At 40.1% G+C, this 23,466-nt stretch carries 19 protein-coding genes; 10 read left to right on the top strand and 9 right to left on the bottom strand.

Going from position 1 to position 23,466, the window contains the following annotated elements:
- The first annotated feature begins 10 nt into the window (after positions 1–10).
- The 3 genes from MB380_RS05440 (at position 11) to glmM (ending at position 3,643) form a co-directional block, all read left to right on the top strand.
- Positions 11–1,195, top strand: coding sequence for an efflux RND transporter periplasmic adaptor subunit (locus MB380_RS05440; RefSeq protein ID WP_253533790.1), 1,185 nt, complete (start codon positions 11–13; stop codon positions 1,193–1,195).
- Positions 1,196–1,239: 44 nt separating this feature from the next.
- Positions 1,240–2,079, top strand: coding sequence for a transglutaminase family protein (locus MB380_RS05435; protein WP_253533789.1), 840 nt, complete (start codon positions 1,240–1,242; stop codon positions 2,077–2,079).
- Between the two features lie 157 nt (positions 2,080–2,236).
- The gene (gene glmM, locus MB380_RS05430) at positions 2,237–3,643 is read left to right on the top strand and encodes a phosphoglucosamine mutase (RefSeq protein WP_253533788.1); all 1,407 of its coding nucleotides are present in this window, start codon (positions 2,237–2,239) and stop codon (positions 3,641–3,643) included.
- 71 nt (positions 3,644–3,714) lie between these two features.
- Here glmM and MB380_RS05425 read toward each other — a convergent pair whose 3' ends face one another.
- The 4 genes from MB380_RS05425 to MB380_RS05410 form a co-directional block, all read right to left on the bottom strand.
- Positions 3,715–4,449, bottom strand: a complete 735-nt coding sequence (locus MB380_RS05425; protein WP_253533787.1) for a peptidase — start codon at positions 4,447–4,449, stop codon at positions 3,715–3,717.
- Between the two features lie 124 nt (positions 4,450–4,573).
- Entirely contained in the window at positions 4,574–5,536 is a 963-nt protein-coding gene (locus MB380_RS05420) for an alpha-E domain-containing protein (protein ID WP_253533786.1), read from the bottom strand.
- Positions 5,537–5,637: 101 nt separating this feature from the next.
- On the bottom strand, positions 5,638–6,282 hold the full coding sequence (locus tag MB380_RS05415) for a response regulator transcription factor (protein ID WP_101727682.1): 645 nt from the start codon (positions 6,280–6,282) through the stop codon (positions 5,638–5,640).
- Entirely contained in the window at positions 6,279–7,070 is a 792-nt protein-coding gene (locus tag MB380_RS05410) for a hypothetical protein (protein WP_253533785.1), read from the bottom strand. Before MB380_RS05410 ends, MB380_RS05415 begins: the two co-directional genes overlap by 4 nt.
- Positions 7,071–7,589: 519 nt before the next feature.
- Between MB380_RS05410 and MB380_RS05405 the strand changes: the two genes are divergently transcribed.
- The 4 genes from MB380_RS05405 to MB380_RS05390 all read left to right on the top strand — a co-directional run bounded on the left by MB380_RS05405 (position 7,590) and on the right by MB380_RS05390 (position 11,438).
- Positions 7,590–8,243, top strand: coding sequence for a response regulator transcription factor (locus MB380_RS05405; protein WP_253533784.1), 654 nt, complete (start codon positions 7,590–7,592; stop codon positions 8,241–8,243).
- 28 nt (positions 8,244–8,271) lie between these two features.
- Entirely contained in the window at positions 8,272–8,661 is a 390-nt protein-coding gene (locus MB380_RS05400; RefSeq protein WP_253533783.1) for a hypothetical protein, read from the top strand.
- Positions 8,662–8,690: 29 nt separating this feature from the next.
- Positions 8,691–9,818 carry a phosphotransferase family protein gene (locus MB380_RS05395; RefSeq protein ID WP_253533782.1) on the top strand — a complete coding sequence of 376 codons (1,128 nt, stop codon included), beginning with the start codon at positions 8,691–8,693 and terminating at the stop codon, positions 9,816–9,818.
- Positions 9,819–9,902: 84 nt separating this feature from the next.
- A complete protein-coding gene (locus MB380_RS05390) occupies positions 9,903–11,438 on the top strand; it encodes a T3SS effector HopA1 family protein (RefSeq protein ID WP_253533781.1) in 1,536 nt (511 codons plus the stop codon).
- Between the two features lie 2 nt (positions 11,439–11,440).
- On the opposite strand, the gene MB380_RS05385 is transcribed toward MB380_RS05390, so the two are convergent.
- A complete protein-coding gene (locus tag MB380_RS05385; protein ID WP_253533780.1) occupies positions 11,441–13,366 on the bottom strand; it encodes a histidine kinase in 1,926 nt (641 codons plus the stop codon).
- Positions 13,367–13,909: 543 nt separating this feature from the next.
- Here MB380_RS05385 and MB380_RS05380 point away from each other — a divergent pair.
- Positions 13,910–16,321: a penicillin acylase family protein gene (locus tag MB380_RS05380; RefSeq protein ID WP_253533779.1), complete on the top strand. Its 2,412-nt coding sequence runs from the start codon at positions 13,910–13,912 to the stop codon at positions 16,319–16,321.
- On the opposite strand, the gene MB380_RS05375 is transcribed toward MB380_RS05380, so the two are convergent.
- Positions 16,322–16,780: a PA2169 family four-helix-bundle protein gene (locus tag MB380_RS05375; RefSeq protein WP_253533778.1), complete on the bottom strand. Its 459-nt coding sequence runs from the start codon at positions 16,778–16,780 to the stop codon at positions 16,322–16,324. It abuts the gene before it with no gap.
- A 314-nt stretch (positions 16,781–17,094) separates the two neighbouring features.
- Positions 17,095–17,460, bottom strand: a complete 366-nt coding sequence (locus MB380_RS05370) for a VanZ family protein (RefSeq protein WP_101727671.1) — start codon at positions 17,458–17,460, stop codon at positions 17,095–17,097.
- A gap of 240 nt (positions 17,461–17,700) precedes the next feature.
- Between MB380_RS05370 and MB380_RS05365 the strand changes: the two genes are divergently transcribed.
- A complete protein-coding gene (locus MB380_RS05365) occupies positions 17,701–19,368 on the top strand; it encodes a glutamine--tRNA ligase/YqeY domain fusion protein (RefSeq protein ID WP_253533777.1) in 1,668 nt (555 codons plus the stop codon).
- A gap of 77 nt (positions 19,369–19,445) precedes the next feature.
- On the opposite strand, the gene MB380_RS05360 is transcribed toward MB380_RS05365, so the two are convergent.
- Positions 19,446–20,129: a response regulator transcription factor gene (locus tag MB380_RS05360; RefSeq protein ID WP_253533776.1), complete on the bottom strand. Its 684-nt coding sequence runs from the start codon at positions 20,127–20,129 to the stop codon at positions 19,446–19,448.
- A 35-nt stretch (positions 20,130–20,164) separates the two neighbouring features.
- On the bottom strand, positions 20,165–21,418 hold the full coding sequence (locus tag MB380_RS05355) for a sensor histidine kinase KdpD (protein ID WP_253533775.1): 1,254 nt from the start codon (positions 21,416–21,418) through the stop codon (positions 20,165–20,167).
- Positions 21,419–21,639: 221 nt separating this feature from the next.
- Between MB380_RS05355 and MB380_RS05350 the strand changes: the two genes are divergently transcribed.
- Complete coding sequence (locus MB380_RS05350; RefSeq protein WP_253533774.1) at positions 21,640–23,262, top strand: sodium:solute symporter family transporter; 1,623 nt, start codon at positions 21,640–21,642, stop codon at positions 23,260–23,262.
- Positions 23,263–23,466 lie beyond the last annotated feature (204 nt).

Raw genomic sequence — 23,466 nt, 5'->3', positions numbered from 1 at the left:
GGCACATACAATGAAAACATATTTTTTTCTGTCACTGATAGGCCTTGCATGCCTACAGGCCTGCACAAAGAACACTGATGCAAATAAAAAGGCAAATACCTCTACTGCCGATTCGGCACAAACCAATGCCCCCACCGGGCTTATAAGGGTATCGGCTGAACAATTCAAAAACCTGCATTTGGGCATGGGGAACTTTAAAGAGATGCCTCTGAATGAAGAAATTAAAGCCAATGGGGTGGCCGATGTGCCACCAGAAAACATGGCCTCTATCAGCCTGCCCATTAATGGATTTGTAAAAAATATCTCTTCTAATAATGCGCTTCCAGGCAGATTTGTTACCAAGGGTACTGTACTGGCTACAATTGAATCTATTGAATTTATTCAGATGCAGCAGGATTACTTTCAGGCAGCAGCTCATACCGGTTTTCTTGAAAAAGAACTGGAGCGCCAGCAAAGCCTGAATGCTGAAGACATTGGCGTAAAAAAGAAATTGCAGCAGGCAGAGTCAGACTTTAAAGGTAACCAGGCGCTTGTGAAATCGCTTGAGGCCAAGCTTCGGGTATTAGGCACTAATATTGCTGCACTTAAAAAAGGCGATATATCTGCAACATTAAATGTTATTGCCCCTATTAGCGGATACATTAAAGCCACAAATATCAATACCGGCAAATCTGTAGCCCCGAATGATGTACTGTTTGAGATTATCAGCAAAGAGCATTTACACGTTGAGCTGAAAATTCTTGAAAAAGATGCTTTTAAGATACAGAAAGGGCAAAAAGTATTGATTGATGACACGCGACTGGGCGATAAAGTTGAAGGAACCGTTTTTTTGGTAGGCCAGACCTTTGAAACAGACTCAAAAGCAATAAATGTGCATGTGCACCTGAACAATGAACAACAGGAGCAAAGGCTTATACCGGGCATGTTTATTAACGCCAGGGTATTAACCGGCACCAGAAATGCCAGAACATTACCCGAAAGTGCCGTGTTAAGAGAGCCCGATGGTAATTTTATTATGATTCTCGAAAAACAAAACGACAAAGAGGCAGTTTTCAGAAAAATACCTGTTAAATTAGGAGGTTTACAAGAAGGCAACATAGAAATTTTGCCGGTTGGAAACCTTGATTTTTCTCATCAGGTCGTAATCAGCAACGGACATTTTTTATCAGGAATGAGCGGAACTGATGAAGAATAAATAATTGTTCAGACCAATAGGTACATGTACTTAACAAACAATTTATGATTTTAAGCGTTGAACATACCTTACATTATAAATATTCGCAACCTGTTTTTCTGACGCCCCATTATATTTATTTGTCGCCAAAGACGTCTCCTCATCAGGAGGTAAGCAGTTTTGAACTTATAATTAATCCCGTAGCAAATATCTTATATAAGAATATTGATGTGGAAGGCAATGCGCAATACATTGCCTACATCAATTCTTCTTGTGAAGAACTCACCTTTAAGGCATCATTTGAAATTGATTCTGCGCCAACTAACCCTTTTCATTTTCTTTATTTTCCTTTCAGTGCAGAAAAACTCCCCTTTCATTATCCCGAAAAAGAAGCGTCTCTGTTACACCCTTACCTGAACATGAGTGGCGTTACAACGCTTATACATCAGTTTTCGAGGCAAATTGCAGCAGAAGCCAACTGGAAAACCACTGACTTTCTGACGAGAATTTCAAAGTACATAAAAACCAGTTTTGTATACGAGAAACGCATTCAAGGACCGGCAAACCCTGCCGAAAAAACCCTGCTTAACCGAAAAGGCACCTGCCGTGACTACGCCGTACTGATGATAGCCTGCTGCAAATCTTTAGGTATTGCTGCCCGCTTTGCCAGTGGATATTGCTATGGCAGCCAACTACAGCAACATGAACTGCATGCGTGGGTAGAGGTGTATCTTCCGGGTGCAGGCTGGAGAGGTTTTGACCCCACCGAAGGAAAAATAATAGACGACCATTACATTACTCTGGCCTCATCTGCCCAGCCTGAACTCATAAATCCAATTACCGGCGGTTTTAGAGGAAACGCCAAATCACACCTGGATGCAAACGTAAATATCAGGCGTATTTAAAGCCACCGATTGATTATTTTATCTCTTGCAAGCAAAACCAGATACAAAAGCATTAGTTTTTTTATATCTTTGCCGATATTAAGACAACTATGGATTGTTTTTTGTTTTATCTTTTGTGTTTATACCTAATTAAGAAAAATCCCAAATCTCAATTAAAGTGACGCTCATTAAATCTATTTCCGGCATCCGTGGAACTATCGGCGGTAAAAGTGGTGATGCCTTAACCCCCCTTGACATTGTAAAGTTTGCTGCCGCATACGGTACCTGGCTTAAAAAGAAGAATCCGGGTGCTGAACCTAAAGTTGTTTTAGGCCGCGACGCCCGACTGTCAGGTAAAATGGTTTCAGATCTGGTCAGCTCAACATTGGTTGGCATGGGTTTTCATGTGGTTGATTTGGGCCTTTCAACTACACCTACTGTTGAAATTGCGGTTTCTATTGAGCAGGCCCTGGGAGGTATTATACTTACTGCCAGCCATAACCCGATTCAGTGGAATGCACTTAAACTACTCAATGAAAAAGGAGAATTTATTTCGGCCGGCGACGGCGCCGAACTGCTTGCCATTGTAGATGCCGAGGATTTTGAATTTGCAGATGTAAAACACCTGGGTAAAATAACCTTTGATGATTCTTACGTAAAAAAGCATATTGAGTTGATTCTGGCCCTGCCACTGGTTGACAAAGAAGCCATAGCAAACGCCGATTTCAGTATCACTGTAGATGCGGTTAACTCAACCGGGGGCACTGTTGTACCCCAACTGCTTGAAGCGCTGGGTGTAACAAAAATAAAGTTAATCAATTGTGAGCCAACGGGTTTGTTTGCACACAACCCTGAGCCTCTACCTGAAAACCTGAGAGAAATCTCTGCTGAAACCAGAAAAGGCAACTATGATTTAGGCATTGTTGTAGACCCCGATGTTGACCGCCTGGCCTTTATTTGTGAAGATGGCGAGCCCTTTGGAGAAGAATACACACTGGTGGCAGTAGCAGACTACGTTCTGGCTGCCAACAAAGCCAGTAATAGCTTAAATACTGTTTCAAACCTGTCGTCTTCACTTGCATTAAAAGATGTAACCCTTAAAGCAGGCGGTGCTTATGCCTCTGCCGCAGTGGGAGAAGTAAACGTGGTTGCCAAAATGAAAGAAACAGGCGCAATAATAGGTGGCGAAGGCAATGGCGGGATTATTTTCCCTGAGTTACACTATGGCAGAGATGCCCTGGTAGGAATCGCTTTGTTTTTAAGCCATCTGGCCAAATTTGGTAAGCCCATTGGTTTTTTAAGAAAAACATACTCTAATTACCATATAGCCAAAAAGAAAATTGAACTTACTCAGGACATAAATGTGGACGAAGTGCTTGAAAACATCAAATCCCGTTATGAAAAATATCCTATTAATACCGAAGACGGCGTAAAAATAAACTTCGAAAAAGAATGGGTACACCTGCGTAAATCAAATACTGAACCCATTATCCGCATTTATGCTGAGTCTGAATTTGAAACTACAGCCTCGAATCTGGCAGATAAGATTATCAGAGATATAAAAGAACTTATTGCAGAAAAATAAAGCAGCCATAAAACAAAAAGCGATTAAGGTTTCCACTTTAATCGCTTTTTGTTTTATGGCTTTGGCAAATATTAAATTTCTTCCAGCGACTTGCTAAAGATAGGTTCCATCCAATCGGTTGAGAGTTTCTGAACCGAGGCATTCAGCAGAGCATTCCACTGATACGATATCTGCTCCAGGTCTTGTTTCTCGTATCTTTGCTCTACTATATTAAAGCTGTTTTTTTCGCATAGGATTACATCAATCGGAAAATCCACATCATTGGCGCTAACGCGCGTGGAGTCAAAAGCAAGAAACCCAAGCTTTAAAACTTCTTGCAATGAGGTGGTATATTTCAGGTTCCGATACAGAATGGGCTTACCATAATTAGACTGCCCGATTATAATAAACGGAGAACCCTCGGTTACCTCAACCCAGTTGCCTTCAGGGTAAAGCATGTATAACTTGTGTTCATCATCATTTTCAAGCTGCCCGCCAATCAGGGCTGACAGATTAAATGCAAGACCCGCCTCTTTTAATGAAGATTTATCTTCGCTGGCTACCCTTTTTACCTGTTCTCCGAAAGCATTAACAGCCTTATACATTTTATCGAACCGGTGGTCTTGATGCTCAAGCACTTCTTTAAAATAAGTAATGGCCTTGTCTCGCACCGAACGCAATCCGGCAGTCATAATAAACATAGAATGGTTTTTAGACTGATGGATAAACACTTTTTTATTCGTTGACACCTCGCTACCTGATGTGATGCGCGTATCAGCTATTGCAACAAGCCCCTTGGCCACTTTTACTCCCAGACAAAAAGTCATATCGATACATTAGGCGGGTCGCCGCCGCGGTTAAAACAATGAAAGCAGCATTCAAAACTTATTAATAAACAACTGCAAATGTAAAAAATGCTGCCATACCAATGGCTATCTTACTTAATTAATTTTACTGTTCAACTGGTTTTAAACCAAAATAAGTATCAAAAATAGCCTGGGCCACATTATTGTTTCTGATTTGAAACTCGTCTAAATAAGGGTGTAAGGCCTTGTTAAAAATATCTTCTACCTCTGTAAACTCAATTTCGTGGCGTAGCTTGCTTAATTGTTTTTCTGCCGGGTTAGAGTACCCTTCAGTAATTTTATGCCCTGAAATTTCATATAAAGACAATTCCGCCTGCCTGATACAATAGAACATTGACCGGGGGAAATTTTTATCGAGAATCAGAAACCCGACAATATGAGACGGATTAATGACGCGGTGTTCCTGCCGGTACATATTAAATGCCCCTACAGATTTCAGCACGGATGTCCATATAAGCAATTCCTGCGGTGAACCGAAGGCCTCATCATCCGGTAGTAAAGTAAAGTACCTCACATCCAGAAACCTTGAGGTTTTATCGGCACGTTCAAGAAAACGCCCCATGCGGCCAAAATGATAGGCTTCATTTCTGGTAACGGTTGAGTCTACAATGCCCCAGAAAAGCTGGCAGCCATCTTTTATCTCAGTAAAAAACTGTTGAAGTTGTTCAACATCCCAGTTCTTGGCCGATTGCGTTTCTTTAATTTTGAGATAGAAAATGTTAATATGCTCCCACATTTCCTTGGTTATACTCTCTCTTATAGTACGGGCATTTTCTCTGGCGGCAGCCAAACAACTATAAACGGAGTTCGGGTTGCGTTTGTCGAATGTCATGAAATCAATCACATTATTCCTGTTCGCCCTGCTGTAGAACTCAAAAAAATTGTCATTATCAGCAGTAGCAATTAAAAGGGGTTCCCATTGTTCGGTCAAAATCCCGGGGGCATCCAGCGCTAGGTTCAGGTTTACACTCACAAAACGAGAGTAATTCTCTGCTCGTTCTATATAGCGATTAATCCAATAAATAGAATTGGCAACTCGGCTCAGCATAATAATCTTTGGTTTTTTTTGATGACAACCAAAGATAGCAAATGAACCTTGAAATACAAACGAAATAATTTTGAAGATTAAGGCACACTTAACAAAACCCCTCAAATTTTAATAATACCCGATTTTATTGCTTCCAGCACTACCCCTACCCTGCTTTTTACACCCAATTTCATAAACACCTGCTCGCGATAACCATCCACCGTTCTAGGGCTTACGCACATCAGGTCGGCAATTTCATTATATGTAAGTTCACTGCAGGCATATTCAATAAATTGTAGTTCTCGGCTATTAAGCCCCAGTTGTTCAGCCGGGTTTTTACTTTTTTCAGAATTCAGGCTTTTAACCAGCCTGTCTGTCAAGTACTCGGTATAATAAAACCCCTTGGTCATAATTGCATCAAGCGCATCTTTTAGCTCAGAAGGTCTGCATCCCTTCAACAAATATCCTTTGGCGCCATTACGAAGCATCGTAACGATTGACTCTTCTTTGTCATACATAGAAAGCGCCAGCACTTTAACATCAGGATAATTGGTTTTCAACCATAAAGCCGTTTCATAACCGTCCATTTCAGGCATATTGATATCAAGCAGCACAATGTCTGGCACCATACCCAGATTAAAGTACCGCACAAGCTCTTTACCGTTTTCAACTTCAAAAATCACATCATAAGGGTCAATCTTCTGTATAAGCCCCGAAATAGCCTTGGCCACAAGCTGGTGGTCATCAGCAATGGCAACTTTTATCATAAATCAGTAGTATTAATACTATCATTAACAATTGTGGTTCTAAAACAATATTGGGTTCTATATTCACTATCGGTTTTTACGCCAAATTCAAAATTAATCAAGGTTGCTCGCAGGGCATAAATACCGGTATCTGCAGTTGCGTAATCATTGGCAGCATCAAACGTTAGACACAAAGTAAAGTTATCAAAAAAATAACTTAGTTTAACCTCAACTTTTTTTGTTTCGCTACATTGACGAGCCGTCAGAAATATATCCTGAATAATGCTGAAAAGGATAATTTCCCGGTTATACCCTAAGCAATAGCATTTGCCTTCAATAATTAGTTCGGCGGTTGTTTCGCTTTCAGTATGTCTGGTTCTTAATGCTTCTGATAAGTTGGCAATAAAATCAAATTTCTTTATCAGGTGTTCTTCAATATCGCTGTTCAATGTTCTTATCTCACTTAGCATAGTATTTACCAATTCATTGGCCTGAGACATGTTTTCGGCGAATTCGATTTGATTGCGGTACATAAAACTCTCTTCCATTACTGCCAGGTTAATTTTTACTACCGTCAATAACTGGCCAAGGTTATCGACCAGTTGAAATCCGATCCGAATAAATTTGGTCTTCTGAAGCGCAAGTTGAGCCCCCTGGATTTCATTGCTGAGCATTGTTTTAAAATATTCCTGCTCAGATATCCGGAATGCAGCCTTGTTCTGCGACACCAAAAGACTGACTATAAGAATGTTATGAAAAACCATATACCCAATAAAAAGCCAGACAACACACAAAGTTTGATGAACCATACCAAATAAAAGGTTAAAATACTGCCTGGTGGCACTTTGACACCCGCCGCGACTCTGAATAGAGAAGTTTCCAAGAATTTATAATTGAATCAGCAGAATTGAAATGCAATTGAAGGATACCATGAATGGCCTGTAATAGCCTTCTTCCGGCTACAATATAGGATTTACGTTCAGTGTGTAAAGATTTCAGTAATTTCCATAAACACTACCGTCCGCTCATTAATTGCATGCAAGTTATAGTAAAGGTATATGCCAGCATATAGTGGAAATACCTTTTTTAAGTCGAGAAAAATACGGTAATAAAACCGTATTTATCCCGTAGGCCTGCATAGCATCTGTTATATAAATTTGCACCATGAGCATAACAAAAACAGGCATATAAAAGCGTCAGCTAAAGATTAGCACATGATTGGTTTGGTAAAAATGATAAGTTTTAAGACATTTAGCAGTTTGTAACAAGAATCCGGAATATAAAAGGAGGCTTTACAAAAAACGAACTACTTATCACACAGATCCAAAATGCAGAAAATCAAAATCTTAATTGCTGACGACCACACTATTGTAGCAGAAAGCCTGGGTATGCTCATTAACAGAATGCCAGACTTTGAAGTAGTAGCAACCGTAAAAAACGGACAGGAAGCATTAGCTTATATGGGTACGCATGAAATAGACATGGTACTGAGCGACTTGCAAATGCCTGTTATGGGGGGTATAGAAACGACTATCCGGATACGGAAAGAATACCCGCATGTAAAAACCATATTGCTTACGATGTCTGAAGATGCCACCGTTATTAAAGAAGCGCTTGTTGCAGGTATTGATGGCTACATAGTAAAAAGCATTGAAAAAAAAGAGCTTGAAGCCGCTTTGAAAAGAGTAATAAACGGGCAAAAGTATTTCAGTGATGCGGTTGTGATGCGTCTGGCAGAGATACCTAACCAGGCTACTGCCAGCGGGAAAGACGAAATAGGTGAGCATGTGCCGCTAACAGCACGGGAGATTGAAATCATGCAATTGATTATACAAGAGTTTACCAATGCAGAAATTGCCGAAAAAATCTTTATCAGCCCGACAACGGTTGAGACACACCGGAGAAACCTGATGAAAAAATTAGGCGTAAGCTCTGCACTGGCTTTAATGAAGTATGCCATGAAGCATGGTTTAGTTAAATAAACCTTTCACCATCCTATCATTTACTGGTATGACAAAAACAATTAACCCCGGCCCGCATTTTTTTCAAACCGCAGGCGTCGACAAAAACAGAGTTACTACTTTGTTTGGTCAATTAAGGCCTATTACTAACAACAACCTTAAAAAGTCGCTGGGTATGGAAAACCCTCTGGCTCTTGTTGAAATCAACGACTCGGCAGGTAATGCAAAAACGTATTTTATGGAAAGCCATGCGCTGGTAAATTTTACAAAGCCGCAGGCAGATGCCACTGGCAAATTTCCGGCACTTTACGTTGAAGTATTTGAAGAAGCAACCTGCTCTATCAAAAAAAGGCATAATGAATTTCATACAATGCCAATTAAAGAAGCAAAAGAGTTTCGCGAGTACTTGTCTACCTTCAGCCATGAGCACACTTATTAATTTTTAACAAACTTTTGAATGACTAAAAAATGTTACTCACTGCCTATAATCTTACCGGCTATTTGTTGCAACAAAATACCCATAGTGGGTTCAGTGCATTGAGTAACATTTTTAGCGAGCGAGACTTGCTCTTAATTGAAAACATAGATGCCAGGAATCCTCGTAACACCCTGCTCAAATGCACCGTCAATAAGCAGTCGTTTGTTTTTAAGCAACCTAAGTTTCTGACCAACAGCGGCACCTTACCTATTCTGAACGAATACCATTTTTACAGCTCGTTCGGTGGGCTTCAGGTTAAGTTGAAGGATTTTTCATTCGATTCGCAATACAACATACTGCTATTACCCTATCTGCAAAATTTACCTGAACCCCATCAGGTACTGAATAGTTCATGCCAATTGCAGGAATATGCCCGCCAGACCGCCGACGCACTGGCAGCATTGCATCAATCTTTGCGTCTGAATGGGAATCCACCGGCCAAGGTTTTCCTGCAAAACCACTGCTTTAACAGGTTATCTTATTACCGGAGTTTTATAAACCTGCTGCAACTTGGCGCTACGCGTGCTCAGTTTTTAGATGAAGTTGTTTTTCCATCATTTGCCTTCATTTCACCCAGCAGAGCCATTCTTCATAGTTTTTTAAACAAGGCAACTTTTGCAGATGCACTCGAGGAGTTTTCAGAACAAATAGTGGAAGAATACCTAATACATGGCGACCTGAAAGTTGAAAATCTTTTGCAGGATGGCGCTACCGGTATGCCTAAATTTATAGATTTTGAAAACGTGTCTGAAGGAGACCATGCCTGGGATTTCGCCTGTTTTCTTGAGTCAGTTCTATATCAGCCGGCATTCAGAAGAGGGGCATCAACCAACGAATTAAGCGCTTCGCTGATGAAACGTTACTTCTTTTTTGCTGAGTATTTAAACGCCTATTGCCAGAAATTCAGTTTCAATGAAACAGCACATTATCAATTTACCTCAAGAGTACTGAAATTCTGGGCATTAAGAAAACTTGAAAGGCTACGAAACTATGATGGCAACTTCAATTATTTTCTGGTTAGTCTGGAAGTAGTAAAAAGGCTGATGATTGATACAGAAAAGTACATTGATGCGATATATGATTCAGGCGAATGCAGATTTGAAATTTTTGAATTCTAATTTATCTAACTTGCTATGACGCTTACTACCCGAAAACAGATAGACTCCATATTAGTTAATGTCGATTCCGCCTTTCAACCCCAAATGCTGCTCGCCAGAAAAGAAGAGGAACTAATTGGAAAAAAATATGCCATCAGCGACCAGATATATTGCCTGTATGCTAATGTTACAGAACAAGAGAAACTGAATGAGGATAACAAAGAAGCTTTTAATTGGCTGGCAAAACAATTTTATCAATCTGATGAGCAACTGAACACCTGGGATAAAAACTGGACACTGGACGAACAGTCTGTACGTCATGCAAAGCGGCATGGCAAATTTTATTTATGCAAAGGAGAACAGTACAAATTGGTTTCTGCCGGTGACTTCGTTTCTTCATCCCCCTTCCCTAACCAGGATAAAATTGTAGATTTAAGGATTAAACGCCTTGAGATTCTGGACAATGCCTGGTTTTATTTCAGAGGTATTAAATACCTGGGCAGCTCATTTATAACACGTATTTATTTTCACTTCAACTATGATTTTGAGACCATTGCCAGATTCTCAAAAGACCTGCATGACGAGCTAAACAATTGGCTGATACCCTTTGAATACAAATTTGCTATCAGAAAAAACTCTCGTTTAGACAACGCCGTTCTTTACACAGCCCGCGAACATTATTTGATAGTTTTTTATATTGTAAAGAAAATAGCAACCGCACCACAATATGCCGATTTGTTTGGCTCAGCAACACTGCCTTTTACAAAGAAAACAGTGTTGCGAGGTATAACTTTCGGAGAAGAACCGCCTATAAAAAATAGCAGTTTCGGTAAGTATAGAGCCGATATTCTGGCTGAAATTTACATTGAATATTACCAGACCAGAACGGCAAACATAAGCAAGCAAAGACTTTCTGGTTTTGTAAAAAAGAGATTACTTGAGATGGGCTTTAATTTAGACGACTTTTTCAGGAATCCGCAGAGCAAGTATCCGTACGATTTCTCCATTTTAAGTAAGGCTTTCAATGGAAGCAAAAGGTATAACCCGCTATCAGAAAACAATTACCTTAACTGGGCACTTCATATAGGAAGGCTGATATGCAGGCAGGCACTGGTAATAAACCAGAAAGGTAAAACCCATTGTTATTGGTTAAGCCTGATTGAAGACGAAACAAGCAGTTTTGAATACAGGCTGACTGATGATAGTTTTAATGAAGGCAGGTTAGGTATCATCTATTTTCTGGCTAAGTTATATTCTTATTTCCCGAATGAATACTTGTTCAGGTTTCTTTGTAAAACAGTGCTGAAAGATATTTCAGCCACTATGCCGGGGGTTTCAGATAATTACCAATTTATTGAAGAAATCAACAAGTGCCTGGATTTTAAATTACCTAAGCGATTAAAAAAGAAACAAATACATAACCATTTACTGGTTAACGAAATTGTAAATACCCTTAATGAGACAGACAGCTATACAAAAATCGATAATGACGGGCCGCAGCCGGTAATAAACAAGGGGTACTCAGCTATCGGGCTTATTTTGCTGGCTATAGCCGAAGGCAACCTGACCGACCTGATTAAACTTGAAGGTTTCTATGCAAAAGATACTTTGCTGAAAATAATCAATCAGGTTAAATTCTAGTATCAGACAGCCAGTATTTCTTCCCAGAACAACTCAGGTATACTGATACAGAACTGTGAACCAACATTTAGTTTACTATCTATTATCAGACTACCGTTTACTTTTTCTGCCCGGTTCATGATATTTTTCAGACCTTTGCCGTTACCAATTAAGGCAGGGTCAAATCCTTTACCGTTGTCTAGTATCATTACCTCCAGATTACCATTTTGTTTCTCAGCTATTTCAAGTTCTACCTCTGTTGCATTGGCATGCTTAATCACATTATTGATAATCTCAAAGCAACAAATGTAAATTTCAAGGGCTACTTCCTGCCTGATAGGCTTTTGTAATTGAGATACATTAAGCCTGAAATTTGTTTTGGCAGCCCCAGTATTTAAGTCTGCAATAAATTTTTCAAGTGCCCCTACAAGGCCTTTTTCTTCAAACTCGGCGGGTAGCATATTATGAGAAATGAGCCGGACCTCGCCATAAGCCCGGTGCATGTTTTTTAGTATGCCATCATAAATTACCTGTTCTTTTTCAGAAAGATTATCTTTATCCAAGGCCTCAAAACGCCATTTAAGTGCGGTTAAGGTGCCTCCTATGTTATCATGTAGCTCAGAAGCCACCCTTTCCCGCTCCATTGTCTGGCCTTTTAAAAGGGCCTCTCTTATTTCTTTGTTCTTTTGTTTAAGCCCTTCATTGGCTACTGTCAATTCTCTGGTGCGTTCTTCAACTTTCACTTCCAGCGATTCATTCAATTTCTGAATTGCGGCCTTTTGAGCCTCAATCAGTTTATTTTTTTGAGCCAAAGAGCGCGAGTAACCCAACCCAACAAGAATCAAAACCAATAAGGCGCCTAAACCAATACTCATAAGCCTGGTCCGGTTCTCTCTTTCCTGCATCCTTAAATTCAATTGAGCCAACTTCTGGTTGTTCTTTTCGGTTTCATAATCTAATTGAACAAGACGCATTAGCTGCGAATTTTTAGTTGAATCTTCGCTCAATCTTACATTAACGTAATCTTTATAATACTTGTAGGCAAGCACGTCGTTCCCTATTTTCTCGTAGATTTCAGAGAGCGTTCTGGAAACATCCATATTCATTTTTGCATAAACATGCTTAACATTATTTTGTGCAATTGTTGCGTATTTCAGGGACTCTTTGGGTCTGTTTAGCAAGAGATACACCTTAGCTATTTCGTTGTTAACAAAGGCAACTTTATCATCATAGCCTTCGTCTACTTCCAGGCTGGCTTTAAATCCGGCCAGAGCCTCTTGGTATTGTTTGAATTTCACGCGTGTCATTGCAATATTTATAATGACTGACGACTCAATTTTCTTACTTTTTATACTTTTATTTAACTGCTCGCATAACTGGTAATATTTCAATGCTGTTTTGTAATCAGCCATATCAAAGTTGATATTGCCGATATTCATCAGGCTCATCACATACTCTTGCTGGTCATTTACTGCTTTGCTTAATTCTGCTTTTTTTTTGTAGTATTCTATTGAAGTTTTATAATCGTGCATGCTCGAAAAACTCACCGCAATTCTTCCCAGTATAAAAATGCTTCTCTTGGTATCTTTTAACTCTTCTGCCAAAGCCAGCGCCTTATACCAGTACTCCAGCGCCTTTATGTGCCCGAACTGGATACCATAATGGGTTGCCGTTTGAATGTAGGTTTTCAATAAAAGTTCTTTATCACCAATTCTCTGGGCTATGGCAAGCGCTTTATTGAGATAAAAAAGGGCCGAATCATCTTTTACCTTGGTAAATTCTTTACCTAACTGACAATAAAGGTTAATAAGGGAGGTATCGAGCTTAAAACTCTTTTTTTGTACCGATAACCCAGCTAATACCGCACGCAAGCTGTCGGTTCTGCTTTTAGATTGAGCAGCAAAACCCAAAAAAAGGCACAAGAAGGTTAATATGAGGAGTTTCTTCATCTGTCTAAACGCAATACACTCTTTAGCGGATACAGCAAATCACTTAACTTATTATTATTTAACACAGATATACAGCATTCAGAGTACTCAATATACTGTCTGGACAGTATTTCCTATTCGATGTATTTATCTGAACTTTGCATCATCCCCAAAGGTCCAAAATTACCTTGCTTTGACTAAAAAATTTAAGGTTCTATTATTTGAAACACACTTGAAGCCATTCTATCAATATTGCCGAATGGCTTTTTGTTGTGCAGCCAAACAGGGAATCAGTCTTCATCTGCAATTTAGGTTTCAAGCCAAATGTATCTAATTGTTCGGAACTTTGCCATAAAATTCAGTTTTTTTTCATTCTCATCTACCCAAAAACAGTTTAAATACAAGTATTGTTTTTTCTTTATTACTTCAATTACCTATTAAATGCCTGCCTTATTTTTATTCAGAACCCGGTGTCAATAAAGATGTAAAAGTTTTTTTCTAAATTGCTTCCTATATTTTTGTTTCTGTTAACACACCATCCGGTCAGTCGTCAACCTAAAAAACATGAAAGTACTCAAGAAAATACTCGTTGCCCTGCTAATTATTATTGTAGTAGCAGGTGTAGGCATTTATATATGGTTATCAACTTTTAAACCTAATCTGAATACCGAACTACAATTAAAAGGCCTCAAAGACAAAGTTGAGGTAATTTATGATAATTACGGTGTGCCGCACATTTATGCACAAAACGAAGAAGACCTGTTTTATGCTTTTGGCTACGTTCATGCACAAGACAGGCTGTTTCAGATGGAACTCATCAGGAGGCTGGCTGATGGCCGGCTGGCTGAATTGTTCGGCGAGAAAGCCGTGGCATCAGATAAGTTCTTCCGTACACTTGGCTTGCGGAAGCATGCCCAATGGACAATAGACTCGCTGGTAAGAAAAAACCCCGATGCCCCATTTGTAAAAGCTGCCGAGGCCTACGTTAAAGGCATTAACCAGTATATGGCTCAAGGTAAAGCGCCTCTTGAATTTACTTTGGCAGGCATCTCTAATACGCCTTTTACGTTAGAAGACTGCTACATTATTTCAGGCTATATGGGTTTTACGTTTGCTGAGGCATTCAGGGCAGAGGCAATTGCTACGTATATTCACAATAAATTTGGTGACACATACCTGAACGATGTTTGGTCGCAATGGCCAAAAGGAGAACCTGTAATACCTGTTCAGCAAAAAGACTCTGCCGCTAAAGTAGCTCAAACCCTGGCCAGCATAGCCAACCAACTGGCTACAATTGAAACAACTGCCCCTTTTCCGCCTTATCATGGTTCCAATGGCTGGGTCATAAGCGGTTCAAAGACAAAATCGGGGAAACCCATTTTATCAAACGATACACACATAGCCTTTGCGCAGCCATCGGTGTGGTACGAAGCACACCTCGAATGCCCCGGCTTTCATTTCTATGGTAATTTTCTGGCTGGTACACCATTTGCAGCTTTAGGGCATAACCAAAACGGCGGCTGGGGCCTTACCATGTTTGAAAACGATGATGTAGATTTTTTCAGAGAAAGGCTTAACCCTCAAAACCCGAATCAGGTTTGGTACAAAGACCATTGGGAAAACCTGAATACTTATCAGGAAAGCATTAAAGTAAAAGGGGTACAAGACATAAAGATTACCATTAAGCGTTCGCGCCACGGAACGCTGATGAATGATAGTTTTGATAAAATGGCAAAAGAAAAAGACCCGATTGCTCTATGGTGGGTGTTTAACCAGTTTCCAAGCCATTTATTGCAGAATTTCTACGACCTGGCTCATGCCCGGAATGCGGGCGAAGCATCTAAAGCGGTAAGTACTCTGGCTGCACCGGGATTAAATTTTATGTGGGCAGATACCGCCGGTAATATTGCATGGTGGGCCGCAGGGAAACTACCCAGAAGACCTGCACACGTTAACCCGATGCTTATTCTGGACGGTACTACAGGTAAGGATGACCCATTGGGCTGGCTTGATTTTTCGCAGAATCCACAGATTCTGAATCCAGCACGTGGGGTTTTATACACAGCCAATAACCAACCTGCAGATATGGGTACGGGGCCAGTACCCGGTTATTATGTGCCGGGAAACCGCGCAAAACGCATTGAGCAATTGTTGTTTACAGACAAAAAAGACTGGACACCCGAAGAGGTAAGAAAAGTAATTAATGATGTAACATCAACCAGTTATAAAAGCTTACTGAAAGACATTATACCTATCATATTTGCCGAAAATTTATCTCCTTTAGCAAAAAAGTCAATTGAGAAACTGATTCCGTGGGATGGCGCTCATCAATTGAATAACGTTGAACCGACCATCTTCTACCGATTCATTTATTACATGCTGGTAAATACAGTAAAGGATGAACTAGGCCAGGAAGTGTTTGCTTCTTTTGAACACAATGTCAATTTCAAAAGAAACATGATTGCCATGATAAAAAAAGAAGATTCTCCGTGGTGGGACAACGTAAATACTCCTGAACGTGAAACCCGTAGACAGATACTTACCAAATCTATCAATGATGCGGCAGCCAGTCTGGAAAAACAATTGGGTGGAGATATAGAAAAATGGCAATGGGAAAAAGTGCATACCCTTACGCACAAGCATCCGCTGGGTATTTTACCGGTTGTAGGAAAATTCTTTAATGTAGGGCCGTTTCCGGCACCCGGAGGCCGCGAAACCATCAATAATCTTGATTTTCAGATGGATTCTACCGGTGTATATGACATTAGCTATGGCCCTGCACTGCGCCGTATTATTGATTTTGGGTATCCTGATAAAGGCACCAGCATATTGCCCACCGGCCAGTCTGGCAATATAATGAGCAAACATTACAGCGACCAGGCAAAAATGTACGTAAACGGAGAAGCCCGCCCCGAGCTAATGAATAGAACTGCCATTGAGAAAGTACAAACAGGAAAAATACTTTTTAAACCCTGATTAATGGGCCAATTGCTGCTCGTGATATTTTATTAAGGCCTGGTATGTCAGGCCTATTTCTTTTCTCTGCTTTATTATAATGTTATAAATGGAAGAAGGCATGAATTTTTCGCCCAACTGAAGCACGGTATCGTATGCAATAATTGTTTCATCGTCACCTTGTCGGCATTCCTCAACCAACTTAACGTCGGTGGGTTTTCTGAACCACCCCCTTATTCCCTGCATTACATTTTTCCACATGGCTGCCAGGCTTACATCTTCGGCAACTTCTTCTCCTAAGGCTTTTACTTCCCGCTGTAATTCTCTGGCAAAGCTGCCTCTTTTTTCAGCTTCACTGAGCATGGCATCGCGCAGGTCTTTTGATGCTGCACTGCCCGCTGCTTCTATGTAAGCCTCCTGCGCATCAAGGTTATGAATAATCAGATAATTCAATTCTCTGGCAATTTTTTCTGTTTCCATAAAAAACAATTGTTTGGATGAGTTACTTCCGGCTGCCTCTCTTTTGTCATTGGATATTTTGGATATTTTCAGGCACCAGACTCTCAAGCATCTGCACAAGTTGCCGGGTTATTTCATTTACAACATTGGGTGTATCCAAGGCTGAAATATATATACCAGCACGCTTATTCCAATTATTATTGTACTGCTTAAGAGTTAAGGGTTCAATCTCAAAAACAGGCAAAAAAATATTCCAAAAGGGCAAAAACCTCTTTTTACAGTAAAAATTGGGCAATTATAGCCACACATTTGTTGTTTTATAGTATTGTTTTACTTTATAGCTTCAGAAGTGTTTTTAACTTCCAGAGTGCAAGACCTATCACCACACCAATGCTGTCGGCAAGACCATCTTTAAAATCACAACTTCTATGAAAAGATTCAGGCAATGAGGCCTGCCAAAACTCAATAAGCACACCCAGAAGCACTCCATAGAGCAGGGTCTGCCCATATTTTCCAAAGGCGGCCTGCCAACAAAATGCCCAGGCGCCAAATGCAAGAAAATGCGCTGTTTTGTCGCTCATATTGCCGGGCATCTCAATATTTTTACTGGGCAAAGAACACAAAACCAATATCAGAAGGGTTACAGCAAAAGCCAGGTATTTACTACTAAGAAAATTGTTAATTGCTTTTTTGAAACTCATAAAATTAAAATTTGTAATTGCGGTGCTAAATATACCCTCACCTGCAGAATTTAAGTAACGTAATTAACGTAAAAATTATCCTTAAAAAACAGTAAGATAAATTGATACTAATAAAATATGAGTATTCTAATTTTTTCTAAAATAAAATAAATAAATTAATTAATAAGATGCGCAACTCAAATTCATTACCGTAAAAAAATGCTAAATTCGCAAGCATAGCAACAACACCACCGTTAATTTATGGCAGACGCGACTGAGAAATCTTTAAATTTTATCGAGCAAATTATTGAAAATGACCTCGAAACAGGTAAATATAATGGAAGAGTTCTGACCCGTTTTCCTCCTGAACCAAATGGCTACCTGCACATTGGCCATGCAAAATCTATTTGTCTGAATTTTGGCGTAGCCCTTAAATATGGCGGGCAAACCAACCTGCGTTTTGACGACACCAACCCGGTTACCGAAGATACAGAATATGTAGAGTCTATAAAAAATGATGTGCAGTGGCTGGGTTTCAACTGGGCCAACGAGTTCTATGCGTCAGACTACTTTGAGCAGCTCTATGAGTTTGCCAAAAAATTGATCAATAAGGGTCTTGCCTATGTAGATGACAGCACCTCTGAAGAAATGGCAGCCATGAAAGGCACGCCTGTTGAACCGGGCATTAACAGCCCCTTCAGAAACCGCAGCATTGAAGAAAACATGACCTTGTTTGAGCAAATGAAAAACGGAGCATTTGCAGAAGGTACACGTGTGCTGAGAGCTAAAATTGATATGGCGGCTCCGAATATGCTCATGCGTGACCCCATTATTTACCGTATAAAATTTGCAAAACACCATCGTACCGGCGATAAATGGTGTATTTACCCTATGTACGACTTTGCACATGGGCAGTCTGACTCAATTGAAGGTATTACGCATTCTATTTGTACGCTTGAGTTTGTACCTCACCGTGAGCTTTACGACTGGTGCATTGAAAACCTGGAGATTTTCCCTTCCAGACAATATGAATTTGCACGTTTGAACCTTACCTACACAGTAATGAGTAAGCGGAAATTGTTGCAATTGGTAAATGAAGGCCACGTAACCGGATGGGACGACCCCCGTATGCCTACTATTTCAGGTTTGCGCAGGAGAGGTTATACACCTGAGGCCATCCGTGATTTTTGCGACAGAATAGGCGTAGCCAAAAGAGATAACCTGATAAGTGTAGGGCTGCTTGAATTTTGTATCAGAGAACAACTCAACAAATCGGCTACCCGTGTAATGGCAGTGCTTGACCCTGTGAAAGTGGTAATTACTAATTACCCTGAAGGAAAGACTGAAATACTGACCACTGAAAATAACCCCGAAGACCCTGAAGGTGGCACACGTACTATGCCGTTCAGCAGGGAGATTCTTATTGAAAAAGACGATTTCATGGAGAATCCGCCGAAAAAATATTTCCGTTTGGCACCTGGCCAGATGGTACGTCTGAAAAGCGCCTATATTATCCGCTGCGATGAAGTGCTAAAAGACGAAAACGGTGAGATTACTGAACTGAGATGCGCATATATAGAGAACTCCAGGAGCGGCCAGGATACCTCCGGCATTTCGGTAAAAGGAACCATCCATTGGGTTTCTGCAGCTGATGCAACCAAGGCAGAAGTAAGGCTTTATGACCGACTGTTTAAAGTTGAAGACCCCGGCAGTGAAGAAGGCGATTTTAAAGAGTATATCAATACCGATTCTCTTGAAGTAATAAATGCATACCTTGAACCGTCGCTTAAAGAGGCTGTAACGGGCAAAAATTATCAGTTTCTCAGAAAAGGGTATTTTTGTCTTGATAAAGACGCAACAGAAAACAAACTCATTTTTAACCGCACCGTTAGCCTGAAAGACACCTGGGCTAAAGAAAGCGGCAAATAAAAACCAACAATAGTGTTTTTGTTTACATATTAATCAGGCCTCCGGAAAAAGTATAAAAACTTACCGGAGGCTTTATTTTAGCAGGTAAATTTAAACCCTATGCCATGTACATTTTCTATTTTTACGGCAGGCTCATCTATCAGCATTTTTCTGAGCCTGGTTATGAAAACATCCAGACTTCGGCCTAAAAAATAATCGTCTCGACCCCAAATGGCCGTCAGAATATCTTCACGTTTAATAACCTGATTTTTTCTTTCACATAAATACCTCAGCACCTCTGCTTCACGGTTAGTCAGTTGCTCAGTCTTTTGTTCTGATTTAAGAGAAAGTTGCTGATAATTGAAATCATAATTACCCAGTTTCCAGACGCCCTGGCCTTCAAAATCTACCTTCGAAATATCTTTCCGCTTCAGAAAAACCTTAATCCGTAAACTAAGCTCCTCTATGCTGAAAGGCTTGGTTATGTAATCGTCACCACCTACTTTAAGGCCTGCAATGCGGTCTTCCTGCATACCTTTGGCCGTCAGAAAAATTACCGGAATCTGCAGGTTCTGCTTTCTGATTTTCTCGGCCAGACTAAAACCGTCCAGTTCGGGTAGCATTACATCAAGCAGGCAAAGGTCATATCTCTCTTTGGTAAAACTTTTCCAGGCCTCCTTACCATCCTGAAAATGGCTTACTTCATATCCCTCCATTTCCAGGCTGTCTTTTGTAACATACCCCAGGTTGGGGTCATCTTCCACATATAATATTTTGGGCATAATCTGGCTTTATAAGTCTTTTGGGTAAACGGTTTTTATTCCTGGTTCATTATAACTGTAAATGTACTTCCCTCGCCAAGCTTGCTTTCAACTTTAATCTCCCATTTGTGCGCTCTTACAATTTGTCTTACATAGCTAAGCCCCAACCCAAAGCCTTTTACATTGTGTGTGTTACCGGTAGGAACCCGGTAAAACTTATTAAAAATTTTATTGATATTTTCGCTGCTTATGCCTATGCCCTTATCAATTATGGAAAGAACCAGACCTTCGTCAGTATTTTCGGTTCTTACTGTAATATCCGGTACTTTATCTGAATACTTAATAGCGTTTTCAAGTAGGTTCCTGATCAGACTTATCAGCTGCACCCTATCTGCATAAATACTGGTTCTGGTTGCATGCAGCTCCAGTTTCAGTGAATCTTCCAGTTCTGCTTTCACACCTTCTGTTACATCATCAATGAGGCTGTGCAATTCCTGTAGCTGAATATCCAGTTGCAGCCTTCCTTTATCCATTCTGGCAGTATTCAGTACAGATTCAACCTGATTTTTAAGCCTGTTGTTTTCTTGCCTGATTATACTTACATATTTTCTTAAACGCTCGGGCTGGTCTAATATTTTCGGCTGGCTTAAAACATCTGTAGCTACCCTGATGGTAGAGATGGGCGTCTGAAACTCGTGCGTCATATTATTAATAAAATCACGCTGTACCTCACTCAGCCGTTTTTGCTTTAGGATGATAAACATGGCATACCCGAAAAACAAGGTAACAATAAGCGTAATAAGTGACGAAATGAGCCAGATATCAAGCCTGCTGGCCAGGTAACTGGTTTTACCGGGGAATCTAACCCCAAAATAATTGAGGTATTTGTCTGTCTTCGGAAGATTCTTTTGAGCATGGGCACTCTCTTCAAAATCTGAGTTGATATAAGCACCATAAACTATATTGTCGGTATCGCAATTATAAATACCATACTCAAAATCTGTTAACAGATTTTGCTTCTTAAACTCATCTTTCAGGTAATGCTCCAGCACATCTGCATTAAGCGGCGCCCTTAAATTGGCAACATAATAATCAGACGAAAGCTGGGTAACGGGGTTTTCAATAACAGATAGCTTATAAAGTGACGATATTTTATTGGTTACATTCCGCAAAGAAATCATAACAGTTTGCCTGAACTGCTGTTCCTTCAAATCAAATGCCTTCTTTACCCAATACGCCTGCACTGCAATAATTCCAGTAATAGAAAGTGTGCCAAGAATAATCAATAGCCTGATTGTATTTCTGCTCAAAACCGAAGAGTTTTTTTGTAAAATTACGTAAAAGACAAGGTATTGACAAAATAATAATTGGAGGGCAATTGGGCATTCATAGAAAAAATTATGTAAAATCTAAAAAATCTTTTAAAAACAAACGCTACCCTTTGAAAAGGAAAATTTTCTACCTTAATTTGCTCCGTACATGAAACTTATCTAAATCTAAAAAATTCTATTCTCTTTTTTTCTAAAGCGCTATGCAAAAATTACAAACCCTCGATTACGTCGTATTTCTCTTTTACTTTATCCTGGTATCGGGCTATGGCTATTGGATTTATCAGCGAAAAAAATCTAAAGAAGCCTCAACAAAAGATTTTTTCCTTGCTGAAGGGTCTCTTACCTGGTGGGCTATCGGTGCCTCACTGATTGCCTCTAACATTTCTGCTGAACAAATGATTGGTATGTCGGGCAATGGTTTTTCGATGGGTCTGGCTATTTCAACTTATGAATGGATGGCCGCTGCCACGCTGATTGTGGTTGGTGTGGTTTTTATGCCTATTTATCTGAAAAACAAGATATTTACCATGCCGCAGTTTCTTAATCAGCGTTACAACTCAACGGTGAGTCTGATTATGGCCGTATTCTGGCTGGCTTTGTATATCCTTGTAAACCTTACCTCTATTTTGTATCTGGGTGCTTTAGCTGTATCGGGTATTTCAGGTCTTGATTTTACGGTTTGTATGATTGGCCTGGCCATTTTTGCTATTGTAATTACTATCGGAGGTATGAAAGTAATCGGCTTTACAGATGTAATTCAGGTATTCTTCCTGATTATTGGTGGTTTAGCTACAACATATCTGGCTGTTACGCTGGTTTCTACAGAATATGGCGGGTTAGAAAGCCTTACTAATGGATTAAAACTAATGACAGAGAAATCGGAAGACCACTTCCACATGATTTTCCATAAAGGAGACCCGCATTATATGGCACTACCGGGCTTAACAGTTTTAATAGGTGGTATGTGGATTGTGAATCTGAACTACTGGGGATGTAACCAGTACATTACGCAACGTGCTTTGGGAGCCGATTTGAAAACCGCTCGTGAAGGTATTTTATTTGCAGCGTTTCTGAAACTTTTAATGCCCATCATTGTAACTTTACCGGGTATTGCGGCATATACGTTATATCAGAAAGGTTTGTTTCAGAAGGAAATGCTGGGTGCAGATGGCACACTCAATCAGGACAACGCCTATCCGGTGTTATTGAACCTGCTGCCTATGGGCTTGAAAGGTCTTTCATTTGCGGCGCTAACAGCGGCCATTGTAGCATCTTTAGCAGGTAAAGCCAATAGTATTTCTACCATTTTTACGCTTGATATTTTCAAAAATTATATCGGTAAAAATGCATCTGAGAAACACCTGGTATGGATTGGCCGCGTAACTATTGTAGTGTCTATGATATTGGCCATTGTAGTGTCGCCTTATATGGGTATCGACAAAAAAGGTGGTTTCCAGTTTATTCAGGAAATGACCGGTCTGTTATCGCCGGGTATTTTCGCCTCATTTGTGATGGGTTTCTTCTGGAAACGTACCAATTCAGCAGGTGCTTTGTTTGCCATTGTAGGTGGTTTCTTAATTGCACTGTCTTTGCATAACAACTGGATGCCGTTTGCTGACTGGACCACCGTTCCGTTCCTTGACCGCATGGGTATTGTGTTCCTGATTTGCGTGGCTGTTATGTTTATTCTGGGCTTTATCTTGCCAGACGAAGGTAAAGGACTTGAAATTGACGCCAGCATGTTTAAAGTACAAGGGATTTTTGCTTTTGGCGCCGTAGCCGTAATCGTTATCCTGATTGGCTTGTATTGGTATTTCTGGTAATATTTTTTTGAATCTTAGTATATTAAAAGCCACCGTCAGTTTTAATTTGCATTAAATGCAGCTTAAATAAAGACGGTGGCTAAAAAAAAGTACCCCACTATAAACCCAATTAATAATTTAAAAACGTGCTTTAGTAATTACATCTTATAAGATAAACTTTACCTGTACAATTAATTAGCGGCCCAAACATCATTTTGATGCTGC

The organism is Emticicia sp. 21SJ11W-3 (genome assembly GCF_024138715.1).
GTDB classification, from domain to species: domain Bacteria; phylum Bacteroidota; class Bacteroidia; order Cytophagales; family Spirosomataceae; genus Emticicia; species Emticicia fluvialis.
The sequence above is the reverse complement of the archived record's forward strand: the minus strand, read 5'-3'. Positions and strand labels throughout refer to the sequence as shown.

Excerpts from the sequence above, each read along its gene's own strand:
- MB380_RS05385 (WP_253533780.1), bottom strand. The coding sequence starts at position 13,366 with ATGAAGAAACTCCTCATATTAACCTTCTTGTGCCTTTTTTTGGGTTTT.
- MB380_RS05395 (WP_253533782.1), top strand. The coding sequence starts at position 8,691 with ATGTTACTCACTGCCTATAATCTTACCGGCTATTTGTTGCAACAAAAT.
- MB380_RS05415 (WP_101727682.1), bottom strand. The coding sequence starts at position 6,282 with ATGATAAAAGTTGCCATTGCTGATGACCACCAGCTTGTGGCCAAGGCT.
- MB380_RS05380 (WP_253533779.1), top strand. The coding sequence starts at position 13,910 with ATGAAAGTACTCAAGAAAATACTCGTTGCCCTGCTAATTATTATTGTA.
- MB380_RS05350 (WP_253533774.1), top strand. The coding sequence starts at position 21,640 with ATGCAAAAATTACAAACCCTCGATTACGTCGTATTTCTCTTTTACTTT.
- MB380_RS05390 (WP_253533781.1), top strand. The coding sequence starts at position 9,903 with ATGCTGCTCGCCAGAAAAGAAGAGGAACTAATTGGAAAAAAATATGCC.
- MB380_RS05405 (WP_253533784.1), top strand. The coding sequence starts at position 7,590 with ATGCAGAAAATCAAAATCTTAATTGCTGACGACCACACTATTGTAGCA.
- MB380_RS05435 (WP_253533789.1), top strand. The coding sequence starts at position 1,240 with ATGATTTTAAGCGTTGAACATACCTTACATTATAAATATTCGCAACCT.
- MB380_RS05440 (WP_253533790.1), top strand. The coding sequence starts at position 11 with ATGAAAACATATTTTTTTCTGTCACTGATAGGCCTTGCATGCCTACAG.
- MB380_RS05375 (WP_253533778.1), bottom strand. The coding sequence starts at position 16,780 with ATGGAAACAGAAAAAATTGCCAGAGAATTGAATTATCTGATTATTCAT.
- MB380_RS05360 (WP_253533776.1), bottom strand. The coding sequence starts at position 20,129 with ATGCCCAAAATATTATATGTGGAAGATGACCCCAACCTGGGGTATGTT.
- MB380_RS05400 (WP_253533783.1), top strand. The coding sequence starts at position 8,272 with ATGACAAAAACAATTAACCCCGGCCCGCATTTTTTTCAAACCGCAGGC.
- MB380_RS05370 (WP_101727671.1), bottom strand. The coding sequence starts at position 17,460 with ATGAGTTTCAAAAAAGCAATTAACAATTTTCTTAGTAGTAAATACCTG.
- MB380_RS05410 (WP_253533785.1), bottom strand. The coding sequence starts at position 7,070 with ATGGTTCATCAAACTTTGTGTGTTGTCTGGCTTTTTATTGGGTATATG.
- MB380_RS05420 (WP_253533786.1), bottom strand. The coding sequence starts at position 5,536 with ATGCTGAGCCGAGTTGCCAATTCTATTTATTGGATTAATCGCTATATA.
- MB380_RS05365 (WP_253533777.1), top strand. The coding sequence starts at position 17,701 with ATGGCAGACGCGACTGAGAAATCTTTAAATTTTATCGAGCAAATTATT.
- MB380_RS05425 (WP_253533787.1), bottom strand. The coding sequence starts at position 4,449 with ATGACTTTTTGTCTGGGAGTAAAAGTGGCCAAGGGGCTTGTTGCAATA.